This window comes from Paracidovorax wautersii (genome assembly GCF_031453675.1).
Lineage (GTDB): Bacteria > Pseudomonadota > Gammaproteobacteria > Burkholderiales > Burkholderiaceae_C > Paracidovorax.
In genome coordinates, this window is record NZ_JAVIZX010000001.1 from 2,400,842 (window position 1) to 2,420,364 (window position 19,523).

The window sequence follows — 19,523 nt, forward strand, 5'->3', positions numbered from 1 at the left end:
TATTGGCCTGGCGGCTGTTTGGACTAGCAATCGCGAAGTGGCATGACGGCGCCCGGCATGCTACGCCCCCAAACTTGCTGCCAGCCTACACGGCGCAGCCCGCGCCCTGGGCCTGTTTGCGCGGGATCAAGCGGCCGGGCTTTGCGCGCCTTCCACCAGGAACTGCACGCGCCGCTCGCCCTTCCATTCGTTCACGTCCAGCCGGAAGGCCAGCATGACCCGGGCGGGCAACTGGTCGGTATGGCCGAACCAGATGCCGTCCACCGGGCGGCCTTGGTGCATGAGCTTGAGCGACAGATGGTTCTTGCCCTCGCCCACCAGCCGCTGGCTCACGATCTCCACCTCTTCGCTGAAGGTGGGCGGCGCAAAGCCCTGGCCCCACACCTCGCGGTGCAGCGTGTCCACCAGTTCGGCGCGGCAGTACTCGGGGGCCAGGGGGCCGTCGGTCTCGATGCGGCGCGTGAGCGTGGCCGCGTCCAGCCATTCCTGGGCCACCTGGGCGAAGGCGCGCTCGAAGGTGTCGAACTGGTCGCGTGCCACGGTGCAGCCCGCCGCCATGGCGTGGCCGCCGAACTTGAGCAGCACGCCCGGGTGGCGCTTGGCCACCAGATCGAGCGCATCGCGCAGGTGAAAGCCGGGAATCGAGCGGCCCGAGCCTTTGATTTCGTGCTCCTTGCCGGGCGCGCTGCTGGCGGCGAACACGAAGGTGGGGCGGTGCAGCTTGTCCTTGATGCGCGAGGCGACGATGCCGACCACGCCCTCGTGGAAGTCCGGGTCGAACACGCTGATCGCGGGTGGAGGCGTGATCCCGTCCGCGCACAGCCCCTCGGCCAGGATCAGGGCCTGCTCGCGCATGCCGCCCTCGATCTCGCGCCGCTCGCGGTTGATGGTGTCCAGCAGCCGTGCCAGCTCCAGGGCGCGCACGGGGTCGTCGGTCAGCAGGCATTCGATGCCCAGCGTCATGTCGGCTAGGCGGCCGGCCGCGTTGATGCGCGGGCCCAGGGCGAAGCCGAAGTCGAAGGTGGTGGCCTCGTGCGACTTGCGGCCGGCCGCGGTGAACAGCGCCTGGATGCCGGGCGGCATGAACCCGGCGCGGATGCGCTTGAGGCCCTGTGCCACCAGGCGGCGGTTGTTGCTGTCCAGGCGCACCACGTCGGCCACGGTGCCCAGCGCCACCAGCGGCAGCAGCGGCTCCAGCTTGGGCTGGCTGGCCTTGTCGTACACGCCGCGCTCGCGCAGTTCGGTGCGCAGCGCCATCAGCACGTAGAACATCACCCCCACGCCGGCGATGGACTTGCTCTCGAAAGTGCAGCCGGGCTGGTTGGGGTTGACCATCGCATCGGGCGTGGGCAGCACGGGGCCGGGCAGGTGGTGGTCGGTCACCAGCACCGACAGGCCCAGCGCCTGCGCTTCGGCCACGCCGTCCACGCTGGCGATGCCGTTGTCCACGGTGATGAGCAGGTCGGCGCCGCGCTCCTTCACGCGGCGGGCGATGCTGGGCGTGAGGCCATAGCCGTCGGCCACGCGGTCGGGCACCAGATAGTCCACGTGCCGCGCGCCCAGCAGGCGCAGTCCGCGCACACCCACGGCGCAGGCGGTGGCGCCGTCGCAGTCGTAGTCGGCCACGATGACCATGCGCCGGTCCTGCGCGATGGCGTCGGCCAGCAGCACGGCCGCCTCGCGCACGCCCAGGAGCCCGGCGGGCGGCAGCAGGCGGGCGAGGGCGTCGTCCAGTTCGTCCAGCGCACGGATGCCGCGGGCGGCGTACAGGCGCGCCAGCAGCGGGTGCACGCCGCCTTGCTCCAACGCCCAGGCGGCGCGGGGCGGGATGTCTCTAGCTATTATATTCATAGCTGCTCGCGCACGTCTGCAAAGCGCTGGGGCCTGAAAAGGCTTCGAATCCTGTGCGCCAGCCCGCGCGGAGCGGTGTGAAAGGACTGGGCGCTGCGCTCGCCGCACAGCGTCAGATGAACGGGCTCGCCGGCGGCGGCGCGCTCGGCCAGCCGGGCGACCGGGCCTGCGTCCAGCGTCGCCCAGGCGGCGGCCCACGCGCGCCAGTCCTCGTGCAGGGCCGCGTCGCGCAGGCCCAAAGGCACGGTGGGCTGCGTGGCTGCGGCAACGGCGGGCGGCGCGCCCAGGCGTCCGGCGCCATGCACCCAGAAGGCATTGACGGGCGGCAGGCCCTGTGCGGCCCGGGCGTCGTTGAGGGGGTGGGTGTAGAGCAGCATCTGCATCTCGCTGTGCAGGCGGTGCAGGGTGCGCGCCCGGGCGGCGTCGGGCATCCAGGCGCGCACGTCGCGCTGGATCACGCGGTCCAGCGAGGCCGTGGCCAGGCCGTCGAACACCGCGCCGCGGGCCAGCCAGCGCGTGGGCTGGTCGTAGAAGAGGGTGATGCCGTCCTCGGCGAACCAGGGGCTGAGCACTTCCATCAGCGCACGCGAGGCGGCTTCGTCCAGCGCCAGGCTGGCCGGGTCAGCCAGGGTCACGTGCTCGGTGCTGACCTGCCACTGGCAGGGGGTGATGAAGGCCCAGGCGGCATTGCCATCGCCACCATCATCGGCATCCGCGACGTTGCTGTCGGTGGATGCGGCCTGCTGCTGGCGATGCCAGGCCGCCCAGGGCGTGGTGCCATCGGGGCCGGCGGGCAGGCCCAGGTGGCGGGCCAGGGCGCGTTCATGCGGGGGCGTGAAGTCGGTTTCTTCGCCGGCATCGGGCGGGGCGGCGGGGGCCAGGCGGGCGAGCAGGCGGTCCAGGTGGGGCAGTTCCAGCCCGCGCAGGGCCTGCTGGCAGCCTTCTGCCGTGCTGGCGGCCAGGGGGATGATCAAGTGGTTCACGTCCGACATGGGTGTATTGTCCGGGATGCCACAATCGGCGCCGCCCGGAGGTCGCCGTTGTCCCTCCTGTCCGCGCTGGCGCCGGGCGCCTCCAACCACACCCCATGCAAATTCCTTACGAACTGGCCCTGGGCTGGCGCTACACCCGGGCCGGGCGTGCCACGCGCCGCAACGGCTTCATCTCGTTCATCTCGGGCGTCTCCATGCTGGGCATCGCGCTCGGCGTGGCGGCGCTCATCATCGTGCTGTCGGTGATGAACGGCTTCCAGAAAGAGGTGCGCGACCGCATGCTCAGCGTGGTCTCGCACATCGAGATCTTCGCGCCCCACGGCGCGGCGCTGCCCGACATGGAGCGCACCCTGTCCGAGGCGCGGGCCAACCCCAACGTGGTGGGCGCCGCGCCGTTCGTGGCATCGCAGGCGCTGCTGGCCCGCGGCGAGGACATGAAGGGCGCCCTGGTGCGCGGCATCGATCCGCAACGCGAGGCCGACGTGACCGATCTGGCGGCCACCAACGTGGAAGCGCTCAAGGCCCTGGTGCCGGGCGAGTTCCACGTGGTGCTGGGCAGCGAGCTGGCACGGATGCTGGGCGTGCGTGCCGGCGACGTGGTGACGCTGATCGCGCCCGGCGGCCAGGTGACGCCGGCCGGCGTGGTGCCGCGCCTCAAGCAGATGACGGTGGTGGGCACCTTCAATTCCGGACACTACGAATACGACTCGGCCCTGGTGCTCATGCACCACGACGACGCCCAGCGCATCTTCCGGCTGGAAGGGCCCACGGGCATTCGCCTCAAGCTCAAGGACCTGCACGCCGCGCCCGAAGTGGCGCGCCAGCTCGCCGGCAGCCTGAGCGGGGACCTGCTGATCCGCGACTGGACGCAGCAGAACCGCACCTGGTTCGCCGCCGTGCAGCTCGAGAAGCGCATGATGTTCATCATCCTCACGCTGATCGTGGCCGTGGCCGCCTTCAACCTCGTCTCCACCTTGGTGATGACGGTGACCGACAAGCGTGCCGACATCGCCATCCTGCGCACGCTGGGCGCCAGCCCGAAAAGCATCATGGGCATCTTCGTGGTGCAGGGCGCCATGGTGGGCGTGATCGGCACGCTGGCCGGCCTGCTGCTGGGCTTGGGGATCGCCGTGAACATCGACGTGATCGTGCCGGCCATCGAGCGTGCGCTGAACGCCAGCTTCCTGCCCAAGGACATCTACCTCATCAGCAAGATGCCGAGCGATCCGCAAAGCAGCGACATCGTGCCCATCGGCGTGATTTCGCTCATCCTCGCCTTCGTGGCCACGCTGTACCCGAGCTGGCGCGCCAGCCGCGTGAATCCTGCGGAGGCGCTTCGGTATGAGTGATCAGGAACACCCCCCTGAGGCGCTTTGCGCCTTCCCCCCGCTCTCGCATCGCTGCGCGTTGCGGGCAGGGGGACGCAGCCCTCGCTGCGGGGCGACCCTTGCTCGGCTGCCGCTGGCCTGGGCCGCGCCGGTCTCATGGGCCGTGGGTGGCGCACAGCGCAAGGAACAACTGAGATGAATGCAGTGAAAAACGATGTGGTTCTGCAGGCCCGTGGCCTGACCAAACGCTTTACCGAGGGGCGGCTGGATGTGACGGTGCTCAAGGGTGTCGACCTGGATGTGCGTGCGGGCGAGACGCTGGCCATCGTGGGCGCCTCGGGCTCGGGCAAGAGCACATTGCTGCACCTGCTGGGCGGGCTGGATGCGCCCACGGCCGGCAGCGTGCAACTGCAGGGCGCGGCCTTCCATACGTTGTCGGCGGCGCGCCAGGGTGAGCTGCGCAACCAGCACCTGGGCTTCATCTACCAGTTCCACCACCTGCTGCCCGAGTTCAGCGCGCTGGACAACGTGGCCATGCCGCTGCGCATCCGCCGCCTGCCCTACGCCACCTGCACCGAGCGGGCCGAGGCGATGCTGACCGCCGTGGGCCTGGGCGAGCGCGTGCAGCACCGCCCGGCTGAGCTGTCGGGCGGCGAGCGCCAGCGCGTGGCCATCGCCCGCGCCCTGGTCACCCAGCCGGCCTGTGTGCTGGCCGACGAGCCCACCGGCAACCTCGACCGCGCCACCGCCGACGGCGTGTTCCAGCTGATGCTGCGCCTGGCGCGCGAGCAGGGCACGGCCTTCGTGATGGTCACGCACGACGAGCAACTGGCCGAGCGCTGCGACCGCGTGGTGCGGATGAATTCCGGCGTTTTGGCTTGAATCGGCCTCCAGCGCTTTATGGGTAAGCGGATTAAGCTATAAATAAAGTAGCAAATGGCGTGGGGCGTGCGGGTGCTAGCCCGGCGCCTTCGGCGTCCGGGGCAGCCGCCACAGCACTGCACCGAAGAACGCGGCGCCCAGCAGGGGCCAGCCGAAGAGGACGATGCGCACCGGCAGCGTGCCGCCGGTCACGGCCATCGACCCCGCGCTCACGGCCGAGCCGCATGCCAGGCCGAGCCAGGCGGTGCGCCGGCTGAAGCCCGCATCCCCGCGCAACAGCCGGTAGTACAGGCGCCACAGCGTCAGCAGCCCGAACCAGCCCGCGGCCATGGCGACGGCCAGCGCGGCCGCAGCGGGCAGCGCGTGGCCACGCCGCAGCGCATCGGCCACGAAGGCCCCGCCGAGCAAGGACCCGAACCCCGCGCCGAGCGTGCTCGGCAGCAGGACGGCGACGGCCATCAGGCGCAGGAGGATTCGGTGGGGCATGGGCATCCGGGAACGTAGCGAAAGGAAAGCGAGCGGCTGCTGGCTCAGGCGGACCGCGTCAGCCCGCCGTCCACCCGCAGATTCTGGCCTGTGATGTACGCCGCGTCTTCGGACGCCAGGAAGGCAATGGTCGCCGCCACCTCCTCGGCGCGGCCATAGCGCTGCAGCGGCACGGCCGCGGCGCGCCCGTCCTGGGCCGGCAGGCTGTCGATCCAGCCGGGCAGCACATTGTTCATGCGGATGTTGTCGTGGGAAAAGCTGTCGATGAAGATGCGTGTGAACGCCGCCAGGCCGGCCCGCATCACCGACGACGCGGGGAACAGCGCGCTCGGCTCCAGCGCCCAGGCCGACGAGATGTTGACGATGGCGCCCCCGGAGCCCTGGCGCTGCATCAGCGGCACCACCAGGCGCGTGGGCCGCACCACGTTCAGCAGATAGGTGTTCATGCCGTCGAGCCACCGCTCGTCGGACAGCGCCAGCAGCGGCGCGCGCGGGCCGTGCCCCGCGCTGTTGACCAGCACGTCGACCCGGCCCCAGCGGGCCTGCGCCTGCGCCACCAGCCGGCCCAGGTCGTCCAGCGACTGGTTCGAGCCCGTCACGCCGATGCCGCCCAGCTCGGCGGCCAGCGCCTCGCCCTTGCCGGACGACGAAAGAATGCCGACCTGGAAGCCGTCCGCCGCCAGGCGGCGCGCCGCGGCGGCGCCCATGCCCGTTCCTCCCGCCGTAATGAGTGCCACTTTTTCTACTGCCATAACCACCTTTGCATGCCGCCAGCCGGCCAAGGCAATTGTTCTTGGAACGGGACGCCCGTGGTTGGAAGAGTGCAGCAGGCCGGCTGCCGCGAATCAGTAGAAAATCTATCGCATGAATGCCCCGCTCGACCCTTTGCCGTCCCTTAACGCCCTGCGGGCCTTCGAGGTGGCCAGCCGCCACCTCAACTTCCGCCTGGCCGGGCTGGAGCTGGGCGTAACACAGGGCGCCGTGGCGCAGCAGATCCGCGCACTGGAGGCGGAACTTGGCCTGAAACTGTTCGAGCGCCATCCCCGCACCCTGGTGCTGACCCAGAACGGCCAACGCTACGTGGCCAACGTGCGCCGGGCCTTCGACCTGCTGGCCGACGCCACCCGCAGCCTGCGGCCCGAGCCGCTGCGCCTCACGGTCAGCGTCACGCCGACCTTCGCGAGCAAATGGCTCATGCCGCGGCTGGCCGACTACACGCGCGTCCACCCGAACGTCGATCTGCGCATCCTGGCGACCGAGCGCCTGTCGCACTTCCACACCGAAGCGGTGGACCTGGCGGTGCGCTACGGCCGCCCGTCGTTCGGACCAGGGCTGCAGGCCGATCTGCTGCTGGAGGAGTGCCTGGTGGCGGTCGGCACCCCGGCTGTGCAGGAGCGCGTGCAGCGCCTGGCCCGGGGCAAGCCGCTGGCGGACGGGCCGGATGCGCTCGTCCTGCTGCACGACTCGCAGTCCTCCTGGGCGCAGTACCTGGAACACAGCGCACCGGCGATGGCGGCGCTACCTTCCAAGGCGATCTGGTTCAACCAGACCACGCTGGCCATCGACGCGGCCCTCACGGGCCAGGGCGTGGCCTTGGTACAGAAGGACTTCGTGGCACCCGACCTGGCGGCCGGGCGGCTGGTGCCCGTGCTGGGGGAGGCCCTGCGCACCGATGCCGGGTACTACCTGGTCTTTCCGCGCAAACAGCGCCAGCCGCAGGCCGTGGCCGAGCTGCGGCAATGGCTGGCCGCGCAGGCGCGTTGAGCGCACAGGCGGCGCGCGCCTCCGAAAAGGCCCTGAAAAGGTTCTAAGAACGTGTTTACGATCTCGCAGGGGTCGCGTTGGAGCGCAATCGGAATGAGTGGACGCTTCGGATGCGCCGCATGGGCTCGTGCCCATGCAAGCATTCGAGGCGTTCAATCGCCCGATTTCGTTCCAACCCTTCGGGCAGTGGCGTTTGCGGGCGGTCTGCGGCGTTGCGGCGCTTGTGGATAGCCGATCTATCCACTGCGCACCGCGCCTTGCATCCCCTCCCGCAAACGCCACTGCGCGGCCCCTGGGAGATCGTAAACACGTTCTTAGCGCCCCAGCCAGGCCGCGGCTGCGCATGCCCCGGCCAGCGCGGTGCCGATCTGCAGCACCCGCATGGTGCGCCGCGGTGCGTAGGTGAACAGCAGCACCACGGCCAGCGCCGACAGCGTCATCACGCCGAACCAGAACACCCAGCCCTGGGCCGCGCCGACCGCTGCGATGCAGGCCCACAGCGATGCCAAGAGCCCGGCCGTGCCGGCCAGGCGCAGCGCGCGCCGCAGCCCGGGGCCGGGCTCCTTGCCGCGCCCGTAGCTGTCTTCGTAGTGGCGGTCCATGGCCAGGCCCAAGGAAGCGAAGGCGGCGATGCAGGACGACAGCGCCAGCGTGAAATGCAGGGGGCTCATGGCGTCGCTCCGGTGGATTGCAGGGCTTGATGGGCGGTGGCCAGACCGGGCTCTGCCTGGGGCGTAAGGGAGGATTCCTCACGGGCGGCGGGACGGGCCGCGGCAGGGCGTGTGGTCCCTTTGGACGCGGGCTTGCGCTTGCCGATCCACCACGCACAGGCCAGCAGTGCCAGGCCCAGGCCCAGGGCGGTAAGGTCGAACCCGGCGATCGCCCACAGGCCCTGGGGCAGCGCCGTCCACAGCCCGGCGCCGCCGGTCAGCGGGTTCAGCACTGGCAGCAGTGCGAACAGCAGGCCGCCGATGGCCAATTGCGCCTGCCACATGCGCCGCGCGGGCCAGGCGATGCCGGCCACGGCCGCCGCACCCCAGGCCGTGAAGAAGCAGGTGATCTCCAGCGGGCTGCGGTCGGCCAGCCCCGCGGGAATCAGCCGGTTGGCCCAGAAGAACGCGGCCATGGCCAGGGGCAGGCCGGCCACGGCGGCCACGTTCAAGCCGTCCACCAGCCGCAGGCCCCAGCCGATGCGGCCGCCCTTTGCCAGGGCCTTGGCGTACTTCTGCCGCTCCTTCACCGCCCACAGCAGCAGGCCCGTGGCCACCATGACCGTGCCCGCCAAACCGGAGAGAAAGAACAGCCAGCGTACGAACGGGTTGCTGAACCGCGCGATGTGCAGGCCGTATAGCACGCCGTGTGTTTCCGAGGCCGCGGGAAGCACCTCGCCGCGCCGCTCCAGCAGCGCGCCCGTCGCGCCGTCGAACACCATGGAGGCCTGCTTGCTCGACACGCCGCGCGTGTTCTCGTTGAACAGCGTGACGCGCGCCGTGGTGTCGCCCGGGTTGCTGACGGTGATGCGCGCCACCGGCTGGCCGCCCCAGGCCTCGCTGGCCTGGCGCACCAGTCCGCCCAGGGGCACGAGCGGCGCGGCCGTGCCGCTGGGCCGGCCGATGTTGCGCGCATTGTTGGGAAAGACCTCGGCGAAGAAGGCCTGCTCATCGCCCTGGTAGGCCGCCTGCGGTCCCCAGGGCATGTACAGGAACATCAGCGTGACCAGCCCGGTGTAGGTGATCATCAGGTGGTAGGGCAGTGCCAGCACGGCCGTGGCGTTGTGCGCGTCCAGCCACGACCGCTGGCCCTTCTTGGGGCGGAAGGTGAAGAAGTCCTTGAAGATGCGCTTGTGCGTGACGATGCCGCTGACGATGGCCACCAGCATGAACATGGCGCAGAAGCCCACGATCCAGCGCGCCCACACGGCCGGCATGTAGTGCAGGTCGAAATGCAGGCGGTAGAAGAAGTCGCCGCCGCGCGTCTGGCGGGGCGCCTCCACCCGCGCGCCCGTGGCGGGGTCGATGGTGGCGTTCTCGAAGCGGGCGCGCCGCGGGCGCTGCTCGCCGCCGGCCGCAGCGGCCGGCTGCTGTGCCTGGGGCACGGGCCAGAACATCGAGACGCCGGGCTCGCGCCCGTCGGGCAGGCGGATGGTCCAGCGGTTGCTGCCCTGGGCATGGGCCTGCAGGTAGTCCTGGGCCTTGGCAGCGGACAGCGCGGCGTCCGCGTGCGTGGCGGGGCCCGATTGGTGCAGTTCGGGCTTCATCCACCGGCTGATCTCGTCGCGGAAGTAGGCCGACGTGCCGGTCGCGAACACCATGAACAGCACCCAGCCGACCAGCAGCCCCGACCAGGTGTGCAGCCACGCCATCGACTGGCGGAAACCTTCCTTCATGCCGCACCTCCGCTGCGCTGGGCCAGCCACAGTGCCGCACCCAACAGCGCCGACGGGATGGCCAGGCCGGCCCAGGCGCGCCAGGCGGTGCGGGCGGCGAACACCCACATCACGGCCCCGGTGTAGACCAGGAACGAGGCCATGGTGCCGGTGAGCACCGCTTCGGCCCGCGCCAGCGGCAGCCACAGCGCCATGGCCGTCGAGCACAGGGCGGACAGCACGTAGCCGCCGCCGATGGCGGCCAGCGCGCGCGAGGCGACGGCCCAGCGGTACCGTGCGCCCTCGCTGAGCGAGAGGCGACGTCCGCGCAGGGCCTGGGAGGAGGAAGGCGCTTGCAGTGTCATGTCGGTGGCCGGCCCTGGGGAACCACGCGGCGAACCTCGGCACGAGGCGCAGCGCAGCGCCGGGGCTGCGGAGAAACAGGGATTCGGGCGCCGGCAAAGGCGCTGGGGTACACGGCAACCCGGCCCCGGGCCAAGCGAGGCCGCCCCGCAAAAGAGGAACATTCTAAATGAAAATCACTATCAACAATGGGGCGATCGGCCGGCGCAAGGTGCTGTGCTTGCGCGTGGAAGCGGCGGCGTGCGCGGAGCGCTGCGCTCTCGGCGGGCCTGCCATGGGCGCCGGGCCGCGCGCAGCGCCCCCGCCTGGGGAAGAGCGCTGTGACCCAACGGTGTTCAGCCGCCGCCGGAGACGCTTCCGGCCGTTGACCGTGGATAGCTGCCGGTGAGAGGCCGCGTCGCCGACTTTTCTCGCCAGGGCCTCGGCGCCCCGTGACAGATTGATGCGCCGGTGGAGGCCCAACGTTGCGCTACAGCAGCCGCCCGAACCACCACACCGACAACCCGCCTGCCAGCAGCATCAGGACGGCGCCGGCCAGCGCCAGCAGGGCGGAGATTTCGGTTTCCTTCTTCTCGACGGTCAACCGTGAGCTGAGGGTCTCGTAGACCTTCTTCAAATCGGCGGCGGTGGCCGCGTGGAAATACTCGGCGTTGGTGCGCAGGGCCACGGCCTTGAGCGTGTCCTCGTCCAGCCGCACGCGCATGGACCAGCCCTCGAAGCCGATCGTCTCCCCCGCGACCGTCCCCACGCCCACGGTGTACACGCGCACGCCGCGGTCGGCGGCCCACTGGGCGGCTTCCAGCGGGTCCACGCCCGTGGTGCGCTGCCCGTCGGTGAGCATGATGATGGCGGCGGAGTTGTACGAGCCGGGCGCTACCGGCGTGAAGGGCTTCTTGCCCGGTTGCGGCCGGCCCACTTCGTCGATGGGCTGGACGCGCATGGACTGGCGCCCTCCCAGGGCCGAGATGTCGATGCCCGCGTCCGGAAACAGCGTGGCCAGCGACAGCAGGATGCCGTTGCCCGTGGCCGTGCCGCGCTGCAGCTGGAAGCTGTCGATGGCCCTGGTCAGGTCCTCGTGGTTCTGGGTGGGCAGCTGCGCCAGCTGGGCGCTGCCGGCAAAGGCCACCACGCCCACGCGCACGTGGCGAGGCAGGTCCGTGATGAAGGCCTTGGCGGCATTCTGCGCGGCGGTGAGCCGGTCGGGCTGGACGTCGTTGGCGCGCATGCTGCCCGAAACGTCCATGGCCAGCATGATGGTCTGCTGCTGCGAGGGCAGGGCGATCACCGCCAGCGGCCGCGCGGCGGCGACCAGCAGCGCCGCCAGCCCCAGCAGGAACAGCGCGGGCGGCAGGTGGCGCCGCCAGCGGTGGCCGCTGCCTATGGCTGCGCGCACCAGGCCCAGGCTGGGGTAGTGCAGGGCCGTGGCCTTGCGCCGGCGCAGCAGCCACCAGTACAGCAGCACCAGCAGCGGCAAGGCCAGCAGCAGCCACAGGAAGGATGGCCAGAGAAACACCATGCCGGGCTCCTTGTTGCGTTCTCTTTGCGTGCCGCGCGGTTCAGGCCGTGTGCCGGGCGGGCGTGCCGGGCACATGCCGCGGCCGGCGGCCGCGCAGGTCCATGAAGCGCACCAGCGCGTCCAGCAGGTCGTCGTCGGTGGCCAGTTCGAGGGTGTCGGCGCCGGCGCGTGCCAGGGCCTGCTTCAGTGCCGCCTCGCGCTCGGCGGCCAGGCGGGCGAAGCGCTGGCGAAAGCCGCGGTCGCGCGTGTCCACCTGCAGTTGCTCGCCCGTCTCGGGGTCGCGCAGCGTGACCAGGCCGATGTCGGGCAGCGCGCGCTCCAGCGGGTCCAGCAGGCGCACGGCCACCACGTCGTGGCGCTGCGCGATACGTGCCAGGGGCTGCTCCCAGCCCGGAGCGCTGAGGAAGTCGGACACCACGAACACGGAGGCGCGCCGCCGCAGGGCGCCTTCGGCGGAGCGCAGCAGGCGGTGCAGTTCGGTGGCCCCGGGCGGGGTGCCGGGCAGAGCGGCGGCGGTGTCTGCCGGCAACAGCTGGTGGACCAGGTGCAGCACGTGTGCCCGGCTGGCGCGCGCGGGCAGCACGGTGTCCCTGGGGCCTTGGGCTCCATGGAGCACGGCGCCGACGCGGTTGCCGTGGCGTGTCAGCAGCCGCGCCAGCACCGCCACGAAGCCGGCCAGGATGTCCCGCTTGGTCTGCCCGGGCGGGCCGAAGTCCACCGAGGGGCTCAGGTCCAGCAGGAACCAGGCGGTCATCTCGCGGTCTTCGGAGAACACCCGCACGTGGGGCATGGCCAGGCGGGCCGTCACATTCCAGTCGATATGGCGCACGTCGTCGTGCGGCTGGTACTCGCGCAGGTCCGCCAGGTCGATGCCGCTGCCGCGCATCAGCGTGCGGTAGTCGCCCTGCAGCAGGCCGTCCAGCCGCCGGATGACCGTCCATTCCAGCCGCTGCAGCAGCCGCTGGGCGGGGCCGGGTGCGCCCAGCGTAGGCAGGGCGAAGCTTGCGGCGGTAGGGGCGGCCATGTCAGTGCCCCATGGCCCGTGGCCTTTGAAGCGGTGGCAGAGGGCCGCGGCTCCGCGTCTGCCTGCGCAGGCTGGGACGTGCCTGAAGGGCCGCCTCTGGCTGCAGCACGGAGGCCTGCAGGGTCTCAAGGGGGGGCTCCACATCAAGCACGGCGCGCCTCCACGGCCTCGGCCTCGTCGGCCGAATGGTGCAGCGGGCGCGCGGGCGCCGGCAGATGGGCCATCAGCCGGGTGATGAGGGCGTCGGCGTCCAGGCCTTCGGCCAGCGCCTCGTACGACAGGGCGATGCGGTGGCGCAGGACGTCGGGGGCGATGTCGGCCATGTCCTCGGGCAGCACGTAGCCGCGCCCGCGCAGCATGGCCAGCGCCTGGGCGCCTTCGGCCAGGGCGATGGTGGCGCGGGGGCTGGCACCACAGGCGATGCGGCCTGCCAGTTCTTTCAGGCCGTAGTCGGCCGGTGCGCGCGTGGCGGCCACCAGCCGCACGCCGTACTGCAGCAGGGACGGGTCCACATAGACCTTGCGGCATTCGGCCTGCAGTGCGGCCAGCTGGTCGGTGGTGGCGACCGCCGCTACCTGCACGGCCGGCGCCAGGGCGCGTTCGGCGATGACGAATTCTTCCTCTTCCGTCGGGTAGCCCACCAGCACTTTCATCATGAAGCGGTCCACCTGCGCCTCGGGCAGGGCGTAGGTGCCCTCGGTCTCGATGGGGTTCTGCGTGGCCATGACCAGGAAGGGCTCGGGCACACGGTGCGTTTCGCCGGCAATGGTCACCTGCCGCTCCTGCATCACCTCCAGCAAGGCGCTCTGGACCTTGGCCGGGGCGCGGTTGATCTCGTCGGCCAGCAGCAGGTGGGTGAACACCGGCCCCAGCGTGGTGCTGAAATCGCCCGTGCGCTGGTTGTACATGCGCGTGCCGACCAGATCGGCCGGCACCAGGTCCGGCGTGAACTGGATGCGCTTGAACCGGCCCTGCACCGCGCTGGCCAGCGTCTTGACGGTGAGTGTCTTGGCCAGCCCCGGCACGCCTTCGACCAGCAGGTGGCCCTGGGCCAGCATGGCGACCATCACGCGTTCCAAGAATCGGTCCTGGCCGACGACGACGCGCTTGACCTCGTAGAGGATCTGCTCCATCAGCGTGGCGGTGTGCGTTGGCACGTGTTCCATGGCGGTCCTTTCTGATGCGTTATTGACGAGGCGGAACGGCCAAAGGCCCATGCACTGGCGCCGGCTGTCCCTTCCGAAGGCCGCGGAGCAGGCCATGCCAGCAGACGCCGCGCAAGGGCCGCCCCGCCGCGCTGGCGTCGTCTCCCTGCCCGCAGTGCGTAGCGCTGCGAGAGCGGGGGGAAGCGGCGCAGCCGCTCAGGGGGGCGTCCATCTTCAAAACGGCGGCATGCCCACGGCCGATGCGGCGTTCTCGATGGGTACCGCGAAGCCGATGCCGATGAAGGTGCGTGCGGGCGTGGGGTTGAGGATGGCGGTGACGATGCCCACCACCTCGCCGTCCATGGTGATCAGCGGCCCGCCCGAATTGCCGGGGTTGGCCGCTGCGTCGAACTGGATCAGGTTGCGCAGCTCCTGCTTGCCCTCGGGCGAGTCGAACTCACGCTGCAGGCCCGACACCACGCCCGCCGAAAGCGACGGCCCGATGCCGAAGGGAAAGCCCAGCGCGACCACCCCGTCGCCCGGCTGCAGCCCCTGCGTGGAGCGCAGCGGCGCGGCCTGCAGGTCGTCGGGAATCTTGTGGGCCTGCAGCACGGCCAGGTCGTTCTGGGGCTGCATGCCGGTGATACTGGCGCCGGCCTCCATGCCGTCGGCAAAGGTCACCGTCACCCGCTGGGCGCCCTGCACGACGTGCAGGTTGGTGAGGATGATGCCCTTGTCCACGATGACCACGCCGGTGCCGATGCCGCGCTCCACCTCCTTGCCCTTCTTGGTGCGTGCATAGCCCACCACGCGCACGACCGACGGCGCCACCGCCGCGGCGGCGCGCGCGGCGGCCGAGGGCAGGGGTTGCGTCTGCAGCCTGTGCAGCACGGCGGCGTCGATGTCCTTCTGCGTGAGGGCCGGGGGCGGCGGTTGCCGGCCCCACCACAGACTGGCGGCCAGCAGGCAACTGAGCAGGGCGATCACGGCCCAGAGGCGGTGGTGGGAAGGTGCACGGACGGAGGGTGGGGGCGAGCCGGAAGCGGCGGGAGCCGAGGGCTGGGAGCGCTCATCGCGCGGAGCCGCAGCCGCTGCGGGCGCGGCAGCGGACAGCGGCGGCAGGGGCGCTGGCGCGCGGCGGGACGGGCTGTAGCGTGGGGGCCGGGGCATGCAGTCACCTCAGGATGGGCTCCCCGGCATGGGGCGGCGGGGGACGTGGCGGACGCGTATGTTCACAGTAGCACGGAACGCGCCCGCCTGCATGTGTCCTTGTGTTTCCCTGGGCGGGCCATGGCCTGCTCGCCGCAGGACCGCGGATGGGCTGGCATCATCGTGCGATGGACGCCTGGATCGACACCCACTGCCACCTTGACGAGTTCGAGGCGCACGCCGGCCGCGCGTATGTGGATGGCGTGCGCGATGCCGCCCGCGGCGCCGGCGTCAGGCATTGCGTGCTGCCGGCCGTCGAGCTGGCCAACCTGGAGGCCGTGCGCACGCTCGCCCACCGGCATGGCGACAGCTATGCGCTGGGCATCCACCCGCTGTTCACCGGCCGCGCGGGCGACGGCGACGTCCAGGTGCTGGAGCAGGCCCTGGCCACCCACCGCGACGACCCGCGCCTGGTCGCCATCGGCGAGATCGGGCTGGACTATTTCGTGCCCGGCCTGGACGCCGCGCGGCAGGAGCGCTTCTACCGCGCCCAGCTGCAGCTGGCCCGCCGCTTCGACCTGCCGGTGATCCTGCACGTGCGGCGTTCGTCGGACAAGCTGCTCAAGGCCCTGCGCGAGCTGCCCGTGCGTGGCGGCATCGCCCACGCCTTCAACGGCAGCCAGCAGCAGGCCGAAGCGTTCATCGCGATGGGTTTCAAGCTGGGCTTCGGCGGCGCCGTCACCTTCGACCGCGCACTGCAGCTGCGGCGGCTGGCGCAGGCGCTGCCACTTTCCTCCCTGGTGATGGAAACCGACGCGCCTGACATTCCCCCGCACTGGCTGTATGTGACGGCCGCCGACCGCGAGGCCGGCACGCCCCAGGCGCGCAACACCCCCGGCGAGCTGCCGCGCATCGCCGCCGTGGTGGCGGAGCTGCGCGGCATGCCGGTGCAGGAACTGGCCGAGGCGACACACGCCAACGCCTGCGCCGCGCTGCCCCGGCTGGCGACGCTGCTGTCGCCGCCCTGAGGCGGGGCGCCGGCTGCGGCACGGCCGAACCGCCCGGCGCAGCGTTTTCACCAGTCCCGCTGCGCACGCAGGGTGGGCGTAGGTTTCAAGCCATTTTGGCATCTAGACCAATAGGGATAAGCGCAATTAGCTATTGTTTTGATAGTGTTGCATCCCGCGTGTGCGCACCCTCCCTGCGATCTCCGCGCTGTCCTGCATTGGCAGGACAATGCCGGCCATGCCCGCCGCTGCCCCGCCGTCCCTCGCTTCCGCCTCCGCCTCTCAGGCCCTGGTGGGTCTGCCGCCGGTCGTGTCGGCACAGACGGTGGTGCTCGTGCTGGGCAGCTTCCCCAGTGCGGCATCCTTGCGCGCGGGGCAGTACTACGGCCATGCGCAGAACCAGTTCTGGCGCATCCTGCAATCGCTGTGGCCCAGCCACCCGCTGCCGGACCGCGCCGATTACGCGGGACGCTGCGCCTGGTTGCTGGACCGCGGCCTCGGGCTGTGGGACGTGTATGCGGCCTGCGAGCGCGAAGGCAGCCTGGACGCGGCCATCCGCAAGGCGCAGGTGAACGACTTCCGCGGCCTGCGTGCGCAGCTGCCGCGGCTGGCCGCCATCGCCCACAATGGCGGGGAGAGCTTCCGGCATGCGCCCGCCGTGCGGGCGAGCCTGGGCCTGGACAGCAGTGCGGACGGGGCGATCGCCTCGCTGCGCCTGCCCTCCACCAGCCCGGCCCATGCCGCCTGGAGCTTCGAGAAGAAACGCAACGCCTGGGCCGACGCCCTGGCCCCCTTTGGATTGGTGTGACGATTTGACGACGACGACCCGCAAGAAGAAAACCCTGGCCGAGCTGCCCGAAGTGAGCGTCTCCGACGACGGCGAGGTCCGCCACCTGCATCTGGGCACGCCCTGGATCCAGGGATCCATGCGCGTGGACCAGCCCTTCGACATCGAGCTGGAATACGTGCAGCGCATGATGGCCTGGCTGCTGTTCGTCGAGCCCGCCAGCGTGGGCAAGCGCCACGCCATGCAGCTGGGCCTGGGCGCCGGCGCCATCACCAAGTTCTGCCACAAGAAGCTGCGCATGTGCTGCACGGCCATCGAGCTGAACCCGCAGGTGCTGGCCGTGTGCCGCGCCTGGTTCAAGCTGCCGCCCGACGGACCCAAGCTGCGCGTGGTGCTGGCCGATGCGGCCGCCGAGATCCGCAAGCCCGAATGGCAGGGCACGGTCGACGCGCTGGCGGTGGACCTGTACGACCACGAGGCGGCGGCGCCGGTGCTCGACAGCGCCGAGTTCTATGCCGACTGCCGCGCCCTGCTCACCGAGGACGGCGCGATGACGGTCAACCTGTTCGGCCGGGCCTCCAGCTACGAACGCAGCCTGGGCAAGATGGCCGAGGCCTTCGGCAGCGACGCGCTCTGGGCCTTCAAGCCCACGCGCGAGGGCAACACCGTGGTGCTGGCCCAGCGCACGCCCACGGCCCCCAAGCGTGCCGAGCTGCTGGCCCGCGCCGAGGCGGTGCAGGCACGCTGGGACCTGCCTGCGAGCAAGTGGCCGCGTGTGTTCAAGCCCATCGGCTGAACGGACCCCTTGCGTCAGCTCTCTGCTGCTTCCTGATCCGCCTGCCTGAAAGAAGAACTGCCCATGACCACCGAGACGACCCCCGGGAAGAAGCCGGTGCCGCCCAAGCCCACCGGCCCCTTGGAGTGGCGGCGCATCGTGGAATGGCTGCGGGCCGACGGCGTGATCTCGGAATGAGGAGGCCGCCCGCACCATCGCACGCTGCTCGCAGGCCGAGAGCAGCCAGCATCCGCTGGTGCGCCTGGCCAGCGTGGCCATGGCACGCGCGGCCGACGGCAAGCCGCTGGACGTGGAGATGCTCACCGAGTACATCGCCCAGCGCACCGGCCTGCAGTACTTCCGCATCGACCCGCTCAAGGTGGACGTGGGCCGCGTGGCCGACGCCATGAGCGCCAGCTACGCCGAGCGGCACAAGGTGCTGCCGGTGCAGGTCACGCCGCAGGAAGTGGTGGTGGCCACGGCCGAGCCCTTCATCGACGACTGGGTGGCCGAGGTGGAGCGCCAGTCGCGCCGCACGGTGCGCCGCGTGCTGTCAAACCCGCAGGACATCCAGCGCTTCACGGCCGAGTTCTTCGCGCTGGCCAAGTCGGTGCGGGCCGCGCAGAAGGCAGGCGGCGCCAGCGCGGGCAGCAGCTTCGAGCAGCTGGTGGAGCTGGGCCGCAGCAACAAGCAGCTCGATGCCAACGACCAGGGCGTGGTCAAGGTGGTGGACTGGCTCTGGCAGTACGCCTTCGACCAGCGCGCGAGCGACATCCATTTGGAGCCGCGGCGCGAGCAGGGCGTGATCCGTTTCCGCATCGACGGCGTGCTGCACCCCGTCTACCAGATGCCGATGGGCGTGCACAACGCCATGGTCTCGCGCATCAAGCTGCTGGGCCGCATCGACGTGGTGGAAAAGCGCCGCCCGCAGGACGGCCGCATCAAGACCCGCAACCAGCGCGGCGATGAAGTGGAAATGCGCCTGTCGACCCTGCCCACGGCCTTCGGCGAAAAGATGGTGATGCGCATCTTCGACCCGGACAACGCCGTCAAGGACCTGGACGCGCTGGGCTTCGCGGTGCACGACGCCCAGCGCTGGGAGCAGCTCGTCAAGCGCCCGCACGGCATCATCCTGGTGACCGGGCCCACCGGCTCGGGCAAGACCACCACGCTGTACTCCACCTTGAAGCGAGTGGCGACCGAAGAGGTCAACGTGAGCACGGTGGAAGACCCCATCGAGATGATCGAGCCCAGCTTCAACCAGACGCAGGTGCAGCCGCAGCTCGACTTCAACTTCGCCGAAGGCCTGCGCGCCCTGATGCGCCAGGACCCGGACATCATCATGGTGGGCGAAATCCGCGACCTGGAGACCGCCGAGATGGCCATCCAGGCCGCCCTCACCGGGCATCTGGTGTTTTCTACGCTACACACCAACGACGCGCCCTCCGCCATCACCCGCCTGATGGAGCTGGGCGTGCCGGCCTACCTGCTCAACGCCACGCTGCTGGGCGTGCTGGCGCAGCGGCTGGTGCGCACGCTGTGCAAACAGTGCAAGCAGAAGGACGAGTCGGCGTCGCCCCAGGCGCTGGCGGACTTCATCAAGCCCTGGAAGATCAACGGCGGCTACCAGCCCTATCGGCCGGTGGGCTGCGTGGACTGCCGCATGAGCGGCTTCCGCGGGCGCATGGGGCTGTATGAGCTTCTGGCGGTGAGCGAGGCGCTGAAGGAGCGCATCACGCAATCCCCGTCCATCGAGGCGCTGCGCCGCCAGGCCGTGCAGGACGGCATGCGGCCCCTGCGCCTGGCGGGCGCCCTGCGCGTGGCCGAGGGTGTGACCACGCTCGAAGAAGTGATCGCCACCACGCCGCCGCTGGAGTAGGCCCGCCGAGGTTCGGCCGCGCCGCACCAAACGGGCGCAGACCTCTGCCGGCGCGTTTCGAAGCACCCGCGGCGGGGCCGCCGACGCACCGCCCTGGTGCCCTGGAACCCGCATGGATGCTCGCTTTGCGGGCACCACCCCCGGGGTATCCCTCTGTTAGTGGAATCCACATCGATCCCCTGGGGGTTGCGCGTCACAATCGCCCGTCGC

17 protein-coding genes and 1 pseudogene are annotated in these 19,523 nt (G+C 70.7%); 7 read left to right on the forward strand and 11 right to left on the reverse strand.

The features are described 5' to 3' along the window. Positions 1-126: 126 nt before the first annotated feature. Positions 127-1,851 carry a single-stranded-DNA-specific exonuclease RecJ gene (recJ, locus tag QE399_RS10850; RefSeq protein ID WP_309828657.1) on the reverse strand — a complete coding sequence of 575 codons (1,725 nt, stop codon included), beginning with the start codon at positions 1,849-1,851 and terminating at the stop codon, positions 127-129. Next, positions 1,848-2,843 carry a phosphoglycerate mutase gene (locus tag QE399_RS10855; protein ID WP_309828659.1) on the reverse strand — a complete coding sequence of 332 codons (996 nt, stop codon included), beginning with the start codon at positions 2,841-2,843 and terminating at the stop codon, positions 1,848-1,850. The genes recJ and QE399_RS10855 overlap by 4 nt, the downstream gene beginning before the upstream one ends. A gap of 95 nt (positions 2,844-2,938) precedes the next feature. On the opposite strand from QE399_RS10855, the gene QE399_RS10860 reads away from it, so the two are divergent. Both QE399_RS10860 and lolD read left to right on the forward strand, forming a co-directional pair. Beyond that, positions 2,939-4,192: a lipoprotein-releasing ABC transporter permease subunit gene (locus QE399_RS10860; protein ID WP_309828661.1), complete on the forward strand. Its 1,254-nt coding sequence runs from the start codon at positions 2,939-2,941 to the stop codon at positions 4,190-4,192. Positions 4,193-4,366: 174 nt separating this feature from the next. Next, positions 4,367-5,053, forward strand: coding sequence for a lipoprotein-releasing ABC transporter ATP-binding protein LolD (gene lolD / locus QE399_RS10865; protein ID WP_309828663.1), 687 nt, complete (start codon positions 4,367-4,369; stop codon positions 5,051-5,053). A 75-nt stretch (positions 5,054-5,128) separates the two neighbouring features. Here the strand turns inward: lolD and QE399_RS10870 are convergent, their stop codons facing one another. Then, positions 5,129-5,539: a hypothetical protein gene (locus tag QE399_RS10870; protein WP_309828665.1), complete on the reverse strand. Its 411-nt coding sequence runs from the start codon at positions 5,537-5,539 to the stop codon at positions 5,129-5,131. A gap of 44 nt (positions 5,540-5,583) precedes the next feature. Then, positions 5,584-6,291 (reverse strand): SDR family oxidoreductase, encoded by a 708-nt coding sequence (locus QE399_RS10875; RefSeq protein WP_309828667.1) that lies wholly within the window; start codon positions 6,289-6,291, stop codon positions 5,584-5,586. A gap of 112 nt (positions 6,292-6,403) precedes the next feature. Here QE399_RS10875 and QE399_RS10880 point away from each other — a divergent pair, with 112 nt between their 5' ends. Continuing rightward, positions 6,404-7,303 (forward strand): LysR substrate-binding domain-containing protein, encoded by a 900-nt coding sequence (locus tag QE399_RS10880; protein ID WP_309828670.1) that lies wholly within the window; start codon positions 6,404-6,406, stop codon positions 7,301-7,303. Between the two features lie 314 nt (positions 7,304-7,617). On the opposite strand, the gene QE399_RS10885 is transcribed toward QE399_RS10880, so the two are convergent. From QE399_RS10885 to QE399_RS10915, 7 genes are all read right to left on the reverse strand, one after another. Further along, positions 7,618-7,974 (reverse strand): DUF3325 domain-containing protein, encoded by a 357-nt coding sequence (locus tag QE399_RS10885; protein ID WP_309828672.1) that lies wholly within the window; start codon positions 7,972-7,974, stop codon positions 7,618-7,620. Then, positions 7,971-9,689 (reverse strand): PepSY-associated TM helix domain-containing protein, encoded by a 1,719-nt coding sequence (locus tag QE399_RS10890; RefSeq protein ID WP_309828674.1) that lies wholly within the window; start codon positions 9,687-9,689, stop codon positions 7,971-7,973. The genes QE399_RS10885 and QE399_RS10890 overlap by 4 nt, the downstream gene beginning before the upstream one ends. Continuing rightward, positions 9,686-10,033: a DUF3649 domain-containing protein gene (locus tag QE399_RS10895; protein WP_309828676.1), complete on the reverse strand. Its 348-nt coding sequence runs from the start codon at positions 10,031-10,033 to the stop codon at positions 9,686-9,688. The genes QE399_RS10890 and QE399_RS10895 overlap by 4 nt, the downstream gene beginning before the upstream one ends. Positions 10,034-10,500: 467 nt before the next feature. Next, complete coding sequence (locus QE399_RS10900; protein WP_309828678.1) at positions 10,501-11,547, reverse strand: VWA domain-containing protein; 1,047 nt, start codon at positions 11,545-11,547, stop codon at positions 10,501-10,503. A 40-nt stretch (positions 11,548-11,587) separates the two neighbouring features. Further along, positions 11,588-12,571, reverse strand: a complete 984-nt coding sequence (locus QE399_RS10905; RefSeq protein ID WP_309828680.1) for a DUF58 domain-containing protein — start codon at positions 12,569-12,571, stop codon at positions 11,588-11,590. Positions 12,572-12,714: 143 nt separating this feature from the next. Beyond that, the gene (locus QE399_RS10910; RefSeq protein WP_309828682.1) at positions 12,715-13,737 is read right to left on the reverse strand and encodes an AAA family ATPase; all 1,023 of its coding nucleotides are present in this window, start codon (positions 13,735-13,737) and stop codon (positions 12,715-12,717) included. 213 nt (positions 13,738-13,950) lie between these two features. Next, on the reverse strand, positions 13,951-14,886 hold the full coding sequence (locus QE399_RS10915) for a S1C family serine protease (RefSeq protein ID WP_309828684.1): 936 nt from the start codon (positions 14,884-14,886) through the stop codon (positions 13,951-13,953). A 167-nt stretch (positions 14,887-15,053) separates the two neighbouring features. Here QE399_RS10915 and QE399_RS10920 point away from each other — a divergent pair, with 167 nt between their 5' ends. From QE399_RS10920 to tfpB, 4 genes and pseudogenes are all read left to right on the forward strand, one after another. Then, positions 15,054-15,893, forward strand: coding sequence for a TatD family hydrolase (locus tag QE399_RS10920; protein ID WP_309828686.1), 840 nt, complete (start codon positions 15,054-15,056; stop codon positions 15,891-15,893). Positions 15,894-16,101: 208 nt separating this feature from the next. Beyond that, a complete protein-coding gene (locus QE399_RS10925) occupies positions 16,102-16,680 on the forward strand; it encodes a DNA-deoxyinosine glycosylase (protein WP_405043520.1) in 579 nt (192 codons plus the stop codon). Between the two features lie 4 nt (positions 16,681-16,684). Further along, positions 16,685-17,455 carry a class I SAM-dependent methyltransferase gene (locus QE399_RS10930; RefSeq protein ID WP_405043522.1) on the forward strand — a complete coding sequence of 257 codons (771 nt, stop codon included), beginning with the start codon at positions 16,685-16,687 and terminating at the stop codon, positions 17,453-17,455. Between the two features lie 63 nt (positions 17,456-17,518). Next, a pseudogene (tfpB, locus tag QE399_RS10935) lies at positions 17,519-19,313 on the forward strand (type IV pilus assembly ATPase TfpB). Positions 19,314-19,523: the final 210 nt, after the last annotated feature.

Coding starts and splice junctions, on each gene's coding strand:
- QE399_RS10860 (WP_309828661.1), top strand. CDS start 2,939: ATGCAAATTCCTTACGAACTGGCCCTGGGCTGGCGCTACACCCGGGCC.
- QE399_RS10925 (WP_405043520.1), top strand. CDS start 16,102: ATGCCGGCCATGCCCGCCGCTGCCCCGCCGTCCCTCGCTTCCGCCTCC.
- QE399_RS10855 (WP_309828659.1), bottom strand. CDS start 2,843: ATGTCGGACGTGAACCACTTGATCATCCCCCTGGCCGCCAGCACGGCA.
- QE399_RS10895 (WP_309828676.1), bottom strand. CDS start 10,033: ATGACACTGCAAGCGCCTTCCTCCTCCCAGGCCCTGCGCGGACGTCGC.
- QE399_RS10870 (WP_309828665.1), bottom strand. CDS start 5,539: ATGCCCCACCGAATCCTCCTGCGCCTGATGGCCGTCGCCGTCCTGCTG.
- QE399_RS10900 (WP_309828678.1), bottom strand. CDS start 11,547: ATGGTGTTTCTCTGGCCATCCTTCCTGTGGCTGCTGCTGGCCTTGCCG.
- QE399_RS10905 (WP_309828680.1), bottom strand. CDS start 12,571: ATGGCCGCCCCTACCGCCGCAAGCTTCGCCCTGCCTACGCTGGGCGCA.
- QE399_RS10910 (WP_309828682.1), bottom strand. CDS start 13,737: ATGGAACACGTGCCAACGCACACCGCCACGCTGATGGAGCAGATCCTC.
- QE399_RS10880 (WP_309828670.1), top strand. CDS start 6,404: ATGAATGCCCCGCTCGACCCTTTGCCGTCCCTTAACGCCCTGCGGGCC.
- QE399_RS10875 (WP_309828667.1), bottom strand. CDS start 6,291: ATGGCAGTAGAAAAAGTGGCACTCATTACGGCGGGAGGAACGGGCATG.
- QE399_RS10885 (WP_309828672.1), bottom strand. CDS start 7,974: ATGAGCCCCCTGCATTTCACGCTGGCGCTGTCGTCCTGCATCGCCGCC.
- recJ (WP_309828657.1), bottom strand. CDS start 1,851: ATGAATATAATAGCTAGAGACATCCCGCCCCGCGCCGCCTGGGCGTTG.
- QE399_RS10920 (WP_309828686.1), top strand. CDS start 15,054: ATGGACGCCTGGATCGACACCCACTGCCACCTTGACGAGTTCGAGGCG.
- QE399_RS10915 (WP_309828684.1), bottom strand. CDS start 14,886: ATGCCCCGGCCCCCACGCTACAGCCCGTCCCGCCGCGCGCCAGCGCCC.
- lolD (WP_309828663.1), top strand. CDS start 4,367: ATGAATGCAGTGAAAAACGATGTGGTTCTGCAGGCCCGTGGCCTGACC.
- QE399_RS10890 (WP_309828674.1), bottom strand. CDS start 9,689: ATGAAGGAAGGTTTCCGCCAGTCGATGGCGTGGCTGCACACCTGGTCG.